Genomic DNA, 10,290 nt, shown 5'->3' with positions numbered 1-10,290 from the left:
GGCACACCATCACCGCCCCCCGCCGCCCCCGCCCCCCCCCCCCCCCGCCGGCGCCCCGCCGGTCGGGGGGGGCCCCCCCCCCCCCCGCCGGCGCAGCGTGCTGTTGCTCACCATGGGCGCAGGCACATCCCACTGGCTTCGTCCTGGGTCGACGTGAACGGCCTGGGCTGGGCGGCGACGATCGTCGCCGCGGCGGTGCTGTATGCCGTGCTGCCGCAGTCGAAGGCCACGGCGCCCGCCGCCGAGCCTGTGGGAGAGCGCGAGCCCGCGACTGTTTCCATCTGACGCCACGTCAGCTAACGTCCCCCTCCGCTACCGGCACCCGGCGGAGGGGGACGTTTCGTCATGGCCTTCACAGTCGTACGGTTCAACCTCGTCGATCCCGCGGCGACCCCCGAGTCCCTGGCGGGCCGCTACCGGTCCGCCCTCGAGATGGCGGCGTACGCCGACGACCGGGGCGTCGACACGGTCCAGACCGAGGAGCACCACGGCGCCGCCAACAACTGGCTGCCGTCCCCCTTCGCCTTCGCGGGCGCCGTCTTCGGTGCGACCCGCCGGATCGCGGTCACCGTCTCCGCGGTCATCGGCCCGCTGCACGATCCGCTGCGGCTCGCCGAGGACATCGCCGTACTCGATCTGCTGAGCAAGGGACGGCTGGTCACGGTCGCGGGCATCGGCTACCGGCCCGAGGAGTACGCCGCGCACGGCGTCGACTGGAAGCGGCGCGGCGCGCTCCAGGACGAGTTGCTGGACACCCTGCTCGCGGCCTGGACCGGCGAGGAGTTCATCCATCGGGGGCGTACGGTCCGGGTCACTCCGCGTCCGTACACCCAGCCGCATCCGATGCTGCTGGTCGGCGGCTCCTCGAAACCGGCGGCCCGTCGCGCCGCCCGGCTCGGCCTGCCGTTCTTCCCGAGCGCGCACCTGCCCGAACTGGAGGCGTACTACCACCAGCTGCGCGAGGAGTACGGGACGGACGGCTTCTGCATGATGCCGGCGGCGAAGACACCCCTGCTGCACATCGCGGAGGACCCGGACCGGACCTGGGCGCAGTACGGGGAGCACTTCCTGCACGAGGCGCGGACGTACGCCTCCTGGCAGTCCAGGGACATCCGTTCGGCCGTGAGATCGGCGGCGACGACCGTGGCGGAGCTCCGGGCGGAGGGGGTGTACCGGGTGGTGACACCGGACGAGTGCGTGTCCCCGGGCGCCGACAGTCTCGTACTGCATCCGCTGTGCGGCGGGATGCCGGTCGACGAGGGCTGGCGCAGCGTCCATCTCTTCTGCGAACAGGTACTGCCCCGGCTCAAGGACTGAGCCGGGGCAGTTCCGGGTGCGAGGAGAGGGGCAGCGGGGATTAGCCCATCTCCTCCAACGCCTTGCCCTTCGTCTCCGGCACCCACTTGAGGATGAACGGAATCGAGAGCACGGCGAAGAATGTGTAGATGACGTAGGCGCCCGACAGGTTCCAGTCCGAGAGGGACGGGAAGGTCACGGTGATCAGCCAGTTGGCGATCCACTGGGCCGAGGCGGCGACACCCAGTGCGGCGGCGCGGATCTTGCCGGGGAACATCTCGCCGAGCAGCACCCACACCACGACACCCCAGGACAGGGCGAAGAAGAGCACGAAGAAGTTGGCGGCGAAGAGGGCGACCGTGCCCTGAAGGCTGGGCAGCGAGACCACGCCGCCGGTCTCGGTCTTGTACGAGAACGCCCAGGCGGCCAGGCCCAGCGAGACCGCCATGCCGGAGGAGCCGATGAGCGCGAGCGGCTTGCGGCCGATCCGGTCGACGAGGAGCATCGCGATCACCGTGCCGACGATGTTCACGATGGACGTCTCGAAGGAGTAGAGGAACGAGCTCTCGGGGTTGATGCCGACCGACTGCCACAGCGAGGAGCTGTAGTAGAAGATCACGTTGATGCCGACCAGCTGCTGGAAGACGGAGAGTCCGATGCCGATCCAGACGATCCGCAGGAAGAGGAACTTGCCGCCGAGCAGGTCCTTGAACGAGGGCTTCTGCTCGTGCCGCATGTTCTGCTCGATCTCGGCGACCCGGGTGTCCAGATTGACCTGCTTGCCCTCGACGTCGCGGAGCACCTTGCGGGCCTGCTCGACCCGGCCGACGGAGATCAGATAGCGCGGCGACTCGGGGATGACGAAGGAGAGCAGTCCGTAGATCAGGGCCGGGACGACCATGACGCCGAGCATCCACTGCCAGGCTTCGAAGCCGCCGATCTTGCCGCGCTGGTCACCGCCCGCGAGGCTGAGGATGCCGAAATTGACCAGCTGCGAGATGGCGATTCCGGTGACGATGGCGGCCTGCTGGAAGGAGGCGAGGCGGCCGCGGTACACGGGCGGGGAGACCTCGGCGATATAGGCCGGGGCGATGACCGAGGCCATACCGATGGCGATGCCACCGATGACACGCCACATGGCGAGGTCCCAGAGGGCGAACGGCATCGCGGAGCCGAGCGCGCTCGCGATGAACAGCACGGCGGCGATCTGCATGACGCGGATCCGGCCGATGCGGTCGGCGATCCGGCCGGCGGTCGCCGCGCCGATGGCGCAGCCGATCAGCGCGGCAGCGATGACCTGGGCCAGGGTCTCGGAACCGACCGCGAAGCGGCCCCGGATCGCCTCGACAGCACCGTTGATCACCGCGCTGTCGTAGCCGAACAGGAAGCCGCCCATCGCGGCCGCGGCCGCGATGAAGATGACGTGGCTGAGGTGTTCCGGCCGGGCCTTGCGGCCTTCTGGCGACACCTGCGCTGTGCTGGACACGTGTACTCCTGGGGCCGCCCGGCAGCGGCGCCGGGCGTGGGGGGCGAGCCCTTCAAGTGGCGCACAACATACCGCCGCCCACCACTTGAAGGTAAAAGCAACGTTGCAGAGACTATGCCTTCAAGTTTCGAAGTCAAGACGCGGCCTCGATGCGCGTGAAACGAAGAGGTCAGGGTGTTGTGTACAACCTTTGAAGATCCAGGTGGGAGCTGTGCGTTGCTTTCCGGGCTCCGGGCTCCGGCTCCGGGCTCCGGCTCCGGGCTCCGGGCTCCGGGCTCCGGGCTCCGGGCTCCGGGTCAGCGAAGTCGCTGGCTGATGACCTTGGACACACCATCACCCTGCATGGACACGCCGTACAGCGCGTCCGCGACCTCCATGGTCCGCTTCTGGTGCGTGATCACGATCAGCTGGGAGCTCTCCTGGAGCTCCTGCATGATCCGGATCAGCCGCTGCAGGTTGGTGTCGTCGAGAGCCGCCTCGACCTCGTCCATGACATAGAACGGGCTCGGCCGGGCCTTGAAGATCGAGACCAGCATCGCCACGGCGGTCAGCGAGCGTTCGCCGCCGGACAGCAGCGAAAGGCGCTTGACCTTCTTGCCCGGCGGGCGGGCCTCGACGTCCACACCCGTGGTGAGCATGTTGTCGGGGTCGGTGAGAATGAGCCGGCCCTCGCCGCCGGGGAAGAGCCGCGAGAAGACACCCTCGAACTCGCGCGCGGTGTCCCGGTACGCCTCCGTGAACACCTGCTCGACGCGCTCGTCGACCTCCTTGACGACCTGAAGGAGGTCGGCTCGGGTCTTCTTCAGGTCTTCGAGCTGCTCGGAGAGGAACTTGTGCCGTTCCTCCAGCGCCGCAAACTCCTCGAGGGCGAGCGGATTCACCTTTCCGAGCTGCTGATAGGCCCGTTCGGCGGATTTGAGCCGCTTCTCCTGCTCGCCGCGGACGAACGGCCGCGGCTGGTTGCGCGGATGCTCCGGGTCCTCCGGGAGCTCCTCGCCCTCGGCGGGCGGAGACGGCGGTACGAGCTGGTCCGGGCCGTACTCGGAGACCAGGCCCGCGGGCTCGACGCCCAGCTCCTCCAGGGCCTTCGTCTCCAGCTGCTCGATGCGCAGCCGCTTCTCGGCGCCGAGGACTTCGCCACGGTGGACGGAGTCGGTGAGCTTGTCGAGCTCGCTCTTGAGGTCCCGGCCCTCGCCGCGGGCCGACGTCAGCTCGCGTTCCCGCTCGGCCTTCGCGGCCTCCGCCGCGGCACGTTCCTGCTCGGCTCTGACGACGGACACCTCGACGTGCGCGAGGAGCTGGCGTGCGCCACTGGCCACCGCTTCCGCGACGGCCGCCTCGTGGCGCAGCCGGGCGCGGCGCTGCTCGGCGCGTGCCCGTGCCTCGCGCTCGGCGCGCGCGCCGCGGTCGAGCGAGTCGGCACGCCCCGCGAGCCCCTTCACACGCTCCTCGTGCGTACGGACCTGGAGGCGGGCCTCCATCTCGGTCTGGCGGGCGTTGGCACCGTCGGCCGCGAGCCGGTCCCTCGCGGAGGTGTCCGGCTCCTCCTCCCCTCCGTCCCCGAAAGGGGTGCTCTCCTCGGCGACCGCGAGCCGCTCGGCCAGCTCCTCGGCCTCGTACAGCGCCTTCTCCAGCGCCTCCTGGGCCCGGGCGGCAGCCGCGGCCGTCCGTTCGGCCTCCCCGGCGGCCCCGCGCGCCTGCCCGGCGAGCCGCCCCAACTGCTGGGCGACACCGGCCTTCTCCTTCTCGGCCGCCCGCCGCCGCTCCCCCAGCTCCTCGACGAGACCGGCGCATGCGGTGCGCCGCTCGGCAGCCTCGTGCTGCTGTACGGCCAGTTCCTCGCACCGTACGGCCAGCTCCGCCAGCTCGGCGGCCGCCTCGTCGACCGCTGCCTGCACCTCCAGCAGGCTGGGCGCCCCCGCGGATCCGCCGTGCGCGAAGTGCGCGCTCAGCACATCCCCTTCCGCGGTGACCGCGGTCAGCCCGGGCCGCGCCTGGACCAGGTCCTCGGCGTCCTCCAGGGTCCCGACGACCACCATGTCCCGTACGAGCCGTTCCACGGCGGGCATCAGCTCCGCGGGCCCGCGGACCAGGTCGACGACCCGGGCGGACTCCGTCACGACGGGACCGGTCGCCCGGCCGGGCACCACTACGGACGCCGAGCCCGGTCCGGTCCCCTGCCCCACGGGAGCGGACGACGCGGCACCGGAAGTCCCGGCCTCGGGGCCCGCGCCCTGCGTCGGCAGGGACAGCAGCAGGGACGCGCGGCCCGCGTCCTGCTTGCGCAGGAGGCGGATCGCTTCCGCGGCGGTGGCGGGGTCGCGTACCGCGACGGCGTCCGCGCCCGCGCCGAGAGCGGCTGCGACAGGGATCTCGTAGCCCGGGGTGACCGTGAGGAGTTCGGCGGCGGGGCCGAGAAGGCCGGAGAGCGTGTCCCTGGCCGAGAGCAGCGCGCCCGTGCCGTCCTTGCGGCGCAAGCCCTGGGCAAGGGCCTCGTGGCGGGCGGCCAGGGCAGCGCGTTTGCGCTCCGCGGCGGTGGCCGCCTCACGTGCGGCGGACAACACCGCCTCCGCCTCGGCCAGTTCGTCCTTGGCTGCGTCGTGCCGGCCGGTCAACGCGGAGTCGTCCGCGTCCAGCCCGTCGACCTCGGCCTTGAGCTGCTCGTACTCCTCCTGCGCCGCGACCGCGCGATCCTGCGCCTCGTCGCGGGCCGCGGCCAGCCGACCGATCTCCGCCTGGGCCGACGCCGCACGCGAACGGGCCGCGTTCACCTGGCCGTTCAGCCTGGCGAGCCCCTCCCTGCGGTCGGCGATCGCCCGTGCGAGGTCCTTCAGCCGGCGCTCCTCGACCGCCAGCTCGCGCTCCAGTTCGGCACGGTGCGCGACGGTGTCCTCCAGCGCGCGCTCTGCCGCCTCCAGGGCGGCCTCCAGCTCCGCCTCCTGCTCGCGGATCCGGGCGGCCTCGCGCTCCATGTCCTCGGGGTCGCGGCCGCGCCGCTCCTCCGCCGGCGCGGACGTCGCGCTCTTCACCCGGGCCTCGGCCAGCGAGACCGTGCCGCGCACCCGCTCGGCCAGCTGGGACAGTTCGTACCAGGTCTGCTGCGCCCGCTGCAGCCGCGGCGCCAGCCGGCGTACCTCGTCCTCCAGCTCCGCCTCGCGTGTCTGGGCCGCCCGCAGCTCCGCCTCGGCTGCCTCCTTGCGCTGCTTCAGCGCGGCCTCGTCGGCGACCTCGGACCTGAGAGCCTCGCGCATCCGTACGAGATCGTCGGCGAGCAGCCGCAGCCTGGCGTCGCGCAGATCCGCCTGGATGACGGCGGCCCGCCGCGCCACCGCGGCCTGTCGTCCCAGCGGCTTGAGCTGACGCCGGAGCTCATCGGTCAGGTCCTGGACCCGCGCGAGATTGGCCTGCATCGCGTCCAGCTTCCGCAGGGCCTTCTCTTTCCGCTTGCGGTGCTTGAGAACGCCCGCGGCCTCCTCGATGAACGCCCGGCGCCCCATCGGGTCCGCGTGCAGGACCGAGTCGAGTTGCCCCTGCCCGACGATGACGTGCATCTCACGCCCGATACCCGAGTCGGAGAGCAGTTCCTGAATGTCCAGCAGCCGGCATGTGTCGCCGTTGATCTGGTATTCGCTGCCACCGTTGCGGAACATGATCCGCGTGATGGTGACTTCGGCGTATTCGATCGGCAGCGCCCCGTCGGAGTTGTCGATCGTGAGGGACACCTCGGCGCGGCCGAGCGGCGGCCGCCCGGTCGTGCCCGCGAAGATGACGTCCTCCATCTTGCCGCCGCGCAGGGATTTCGCCCCTTGTTCACCCATGACCCAGGACAGCGCGTCCACGACATTGGACTTGCCGGAGCCGTTCGGTCCCACGACGCAGGTGATTCCGGGCTCGAAACGCAGCGTCGTGGCGGAGGCGAAGGATTTGAACCCGCGGAGGGTCAGGGCCTTGAGGTGCACGCCGCCGGACTCTACCCTTCGCTTTCGGTTTCACCCATGAATATGCAGGGCACATCAGACGGTAACGGGAGCCCTACAGCCAGGAACAAAGAAGAAGGGACGCCGAAGCGTCCCTTGCATGCATACCTGCCTTGCGAGAGTGTTTCTCACCTGACCCCACGGGGGGCTGTGATCAAGTGAGTGCCGGCTCGCCCTTGGGAACGTCGATGTCGATGCCTTGGAGCAGCGACTCGCCATGGTGCTGTGCGGCGGCAGCGCTCAGCGCGTCGTTCTCGGACTGGATCCGTACGAGCTCGGATTCCAGGTCCTGGACGCGCTGCTGAAGCCGTCGCATCTCGGCGAGGAGTCGCGGGTCGGAACCGCCGACGTAACCGAGAAGCGCCTTTGCCATGATGGATGGTCCTCCACACTGAGTGACCGACCGATGCGGTGTGGGTCGTGAGGGATTCGCACCCGCGGTGCTCGGCAGCGCTTGTTCTCACTGCGGTTCGTACTGCCAAACAGCTAAGGTGCGCGGGGCTTCCAGCGTCTCACCAAAAAGTTTGACGGTCAACACGATCACGCCCCGTATCCACTGGCACCCTGGGGCACACGGCCGAAAACCCACGGCGGCGGCTCTCCAACGGGGCCCTGGGGGCGTGGAGATCATCCTTACTGCGGCAGCCTGGCACGGCAGGACCGTTATTGGCAACCACCAGGCCATTCCCACCGAACATGCGCGCTCGCGGCAGTCATCTGAACACATCGCGTGGCCGCCGATCCGCGCTCGATCAGCGGATCGCGAATCCCTCGTAGCCCCCGCGCGGATCGCCCCAGATCTCGGTGACGCCGTCGACACTGCCGGGCGTGTCGGAAGAGCGGAGCCAGTCGAGCAGACGGTGGCAATTCTCACGTGGCCCCTCGGCCACGATCTGCACCCGGCCGTCGTCGAGATTGAGGGCGAAGCCGTTGAGGCAGCCGATCTCCAAAGCGTTTGCCCTGGTGAACCAGCGGAAGCCCACTCCCTGTACTCGGCCGCGTACCCAGGCGGTGAGCCGTGCATGTTCATTCATGCACGCAAGCTAACGGGCCAATTCCTTTCGCATCACATCGCCCTCCCTTGTTCTCGCGTACAGTCGCCACCCAATGAGCCTCACTCATTCGGGTGAGATCTCATGCTGTCGAGTTTGACGTCGAGGAAGAAAGGACGAGCGGATGGGACGCCACCGCCGGAAGAAGCGGGCCGCAGTGCCCGTACGTACCGGACTGCTCGGAGCCTCCGCTGCCATGGCGGTGGGCGCCGTGGCCGTGGCATCCGGTCTGCTGCCGGGCGGCGACACCTTCACCGTGGGAGGCGAGAGCACCAGCGGCCAGCAGGTGCACGCCGAGCGCGCAGGCCGGCTGAACGCCCAGGGCGGCGCCTCCGCCACCCCGTCCGACCGTCCTTCCGCCACGGTGAGCCGCGCCGCCCAGCCCGCGGCGGCTCCCTCGAAGGGCGCCTCCTCGACGTCCGGAAAGGCGTCCGCGACGCCGTCGAAGGAGACGCCGAGGTCGAAGGAGCCCGAGGCGAAGAAGCCGGTGGCCCCTGAGACGAAGGCGCCGGAGAAGCAGACCAGGACCCCGGAGCGCGAGGCCTCGCCGGCCCCTGCCAAGCCGTCCCGCATCAAGGCGCCGACCGGCGAGGCCGCAGTGGAGGCCCAGGTACTGGACCTCGTCAACGAGGAGCGCGCGAAGGTGGGCTGCAGCCCGGTACGCGCGGACGCCTCACTCGGTGCGCTCGCCGGCTCGTTCAGCGAGGACATGGCGGGGCGCGGCTTCTTCGACCACACCGACCCGGACGGGGACACGCCGTGGGACCGGGCCGCGCAGGCCGGTGTCAGCGGGCTGGGCGCCGAGAACATAGCCCGTGGGCAGGCCGACGCCCGGACGGTCATGAACTCCTGGATGAACAGCGACGGCCACCGCGCGAACATACTCAACTGCGAGTACAAGACCCTCGGCGTGGGCGTGTCCTTCGCCGAGGGCGGCCCGTGGTGGACGCAGGACTTCGGCTTCTGAGCCGGAGACCGTCCGGCGGCCGGGCCTACGAGCTGACGGGCCGCGACGGCCCGACGGGCTGACGGGCTGACTCACGGAAAGCGCAATCCTGAGGTAAGCGCTGCGGCGTAGGGTGTGCCGCATGGATCACGACATCGCCTTCGACGTGTTCTCGCGGAAGTGCGAGTCGCGCGGCACGCTGGAGCATGTGACCGGCCGTTGGGGCGCCCTGACGCTCGGCGCCCTGCACGACGGGAGCTTCCGCTTCAACGAGCTCCGGCGGCGCGTCGACGGCGTGAGCGAGAAGATGCTCTCGCAGACGCTGCACGCGCTGGAGCGGGACGGGCTCGTCCTTCGCGAGGCGCAGCACACCAATCCGCCGCGGGTCGACTACGAACTGACGCCGCTGGGGCGCGAGGTGGCCGAGCGGCTGCTCGCTCTGATCCAGCTGGTGGAGGGGCGGATGCCCGACGTACTGGCGGCGCGTGAGCGTTACGACGGAACGCGCGGCAACGAACGGGCCGGGCGCGGCGGGCGCTGACAGCGCGGGCAGAAGTAGCTGGACCGGTTCATCCAGGGGCGCCGGCGCATCGGTGTGCCGCAGCGGCGGCACGGCTCGTCCTCACGCCCGTACGCGTCCAATGACCGGTCGAAGTACCCGGACTCGCCGTTCACATTGACGTAGAGGCTGTCGAAGCTGGTGCCGCCGACGGCGAGGGCGGCGTTCATGACGTCCCGTACATGGCCGAGCAGCTCGGCGGAGCGCGGACGGGTCAGGCTCGCGGTCGGCCGGTCGTAGTGGAGCTTGGCGCGCCACAAGGCTTCGTCGGCGTAGATGTTGCCGACGCCGCTGATCAGGGACTGGTCGAGCAGCGCGCGCTTGACCGTCGTACGCCGCAGGCGCAGGGCGGTCTGGAAGGCGGCGTCGTCGAACCGGGGGTCGAGCGGGTCCCGTGCGATGTGCGCGATGGCGTCCGGCAGGCCGTCGGGGGTGGTGTCGTGCAGCGAAAGCCCGCCGAAGGTGCGCTGGTCGACGAAGCGGAGCTCGGTGCCCAGGTCGTCGGTGAAGCGGATCCGTATGCGCAGATGCTTCTCGTCCGCTGCGGCCTCCGGCTGGACCAGCAGTTGACCGCTCATCCCCAGATGTCCGAGCACGGCGGCGCCGCTGTCCTCCAGTGGCAGCCAGAGGTACTTGCCGCGACGCCGGGCGACCCCGATCCGCTGACCCTTGAGTCGCGCGGCGAAGTCCTCGCCCCCGCCGAGGTGCCGGCGCACGGCGCGCGGGTGAAGCACCTCCACCTCGGCGACGGTCCGCCCGGCGACCCAGGTTTCGAGCCCACGCCGCACTACTTCGACCTCGGGCAGCTCGGGCACGGGTCTCCTCCGGAACTGTACGAATCAACGCCCGCAGCGTACCGCCCCCGAACCGGGGCGCTGCCCCAGCCCCCGTACGCCCTGCGGGCAGGCTGCGAAGCGTGCCCGGTACCACCGGCGCACCGGTGTGTCCGTCCTCGAACGCCGGACGGGCTCTTC

General features: G+C 70.4%; 9 protein-coding genes. 4 read left to right on the top strand and 5 right to left on the bottom strand.

What is annotated here, in order from left to right:
• Positions 1 to 153: 153 nt before the first annotated feature.
• Together ACWGI8_RS30960 and ACWGI8_RS30955 are read left to right on the top strand one after the other, a co-directional pair.
• A complete protein-coding gene (locus tag ACWGI8_RS30960) occupies positions 154 to 285 on the top strand; it encodes a hypothetical protein (RefSeq protein ID WP_453665922.1) in 132 nt (43 codons plus the stop codon).
• A 60-nt stretch (positions 286 to 345) separates the two neighbouring features.
• Positions 346 to 1,317 (top strand): LLM class flavin-dependent oxidoreductase, encoded by a 972-nt coding sequence (locus ACWGI8_RS30955; RefSeq protein ID WP_453665920.1) that lies wholly within the window; start codon positions 346 to 348, stop codon positions 1,315 to 1,317.
• Positions 1,318 to 1,357: 40 nt separating this feature from the next.
• Here ACWGI8_RS30955 and ACWGI8_RS30950 read toward each other — a convergent pair whose 3' ends face one another.
• The 4 genes from ACWGI8_RS30950 to ACWGI8_RS30935 form a co-directional block, all read right to left on the bottom strand.
• Positions 1,358 to 2,782, bottom strand: a complete 1,425-nt coding sequence (locus ACWGI8_RS30950) for a sugar porter family MFS transporter (RefSeq protein WP_453665918.1) — start codon at positions 2,780 to 2,782, stop codon at positions 1,358 to 1,360.
• 296 nt (positions 2,783 to 3,078) lie between these two features.
• Complete coding sequence (locus tag ACWGI8_RS30945; protein WP_453665916.1) at positions 3,079 to 6,741, bottom strand: chromosome segregation SMC family protein; 3,663 nt, start codon at positions 6,739 to 6,741, stop codon at positions 3,079 to 3,081.
• Positions 6,742 to 6,913: 172 nt separating this feature from the next.
• Positions 6,914 to 7,132, bottom strand: a complete 219-nt coding sequence (locus ACWGI8_RS30940; protein WP_453665914.1) for a hypothetical protein — start codon at positions 7,130 to 7,132, stop codon at positions 6,914 to 6,916.
• 379 nt (positions 7,133 to 7,511) lie between these two features.
• Positions 7,512 to 7,793 carry an acylphosphatase gene (locus ACWGI8_RS30935; RefSeq protein WP_453665913.1) on the bottom strand — a complete coding sequence of 94 codons (282 nt, stop codon included), beginning with the start codon at positions 7,791 to 7,793 and terminating at the stop codon, positions 7,512 to 7,514.
• A 142-nt stretch (positions 7,794 to 7,935) separates the two neighbouring features.
• Between ACWGI8_RS30935 and ACWGI8_RS30930 the strand changes: the two genes are divergently transcribed.
• Positions 7,936 to 8,778: a CAP domain-containing protein gene (locus ACWGI8_RS30930; protein ID WP_453665911.1), complete on the top strand. Its 843-nt coding sequence runs from the start codon at positions 7,936 to 7,938 to the stop codon at positions 8,776 to 8,778.
• Positions 8,779 to 8,899: 121 nt separating this feature from the next.
• Positions 8,900 to 9,298 (top strand): winged helix-turn-helix transcriptional regulator, encoded by a 399-nt coding sequence (locus ACWGI8_RS30925; RefSeq protein WP_453665909.1) that lies wholly within the window; start codon positions 8,900 to 8,902, stop codon positions 9,296 to 9,298.
• On the opposite strand, the gene mutM is transcribed toward ACWGI8_RS30925, so the two are convergent.
• A complete protein-coding gene (mutM, locus tag ACWGI8_RS30920) occupies positions 9,250 to 10,131 on the bottom strand; it encodes a bifunctional DNA-formamidopyrimidine glycosylase/DNA-(apurinic or apyrimidinic site) lyase (protein ID WP_453665907.1) in 882 nt (293 codons plus the stop codon). The genes ACWGI8_RS30925 and mutM overlap by 49 nt on opposite strands.
• Positions 10,132 to 10,290: the final 159 nt, after the last annotated feature.

This window comes from Streptomyces sp. NPDC054841 (genome assembly GCF_053611045.1).
The sequence above is the reverse complement of the archived record's forward strand: the minus strand, read 5'-3'. Positions and strand labels throughout refer to the sequence as shown.

Coding starts and splice junctions, on each gene's coding strand:
- ACWGI8_RS30955 (WP_453665920.1), top strand. CDS start 346: ATGGCCTTCACAGTCGTACGGTTCAACCTCGTCGATCCCGCGGCGACC.
- ACWGI8_RS30940 (WP_453665914.1), bottom strand. CDS start 7,132: ATGGCAAAGGCGCTTCTCGGTTACGTCGGCGGTTCCGACCCGCGACTC.
- ACWGI8_RS30935 (WP_453665913.1), bottom strand. CDS start 7,793: ATGAATGAACATGCACGGCTCACCGCCTGGGTACGCGGCCGAGTACAG.
- ACWGI8_RS30930 (WP_453665911.1), top strand. CDS start 7,936: ATGGGACGCCACCGCCGGAAGAAGCGGGCCGCAGTGCCCGTACGTACC.
- ACWGI8_RS30925 (WP_453665909.1), top strand. CDS start 8,900: ATGGATCACGACATCGCCTTCGACGTGTTCTCGCGGAAGTGCGAGTCG.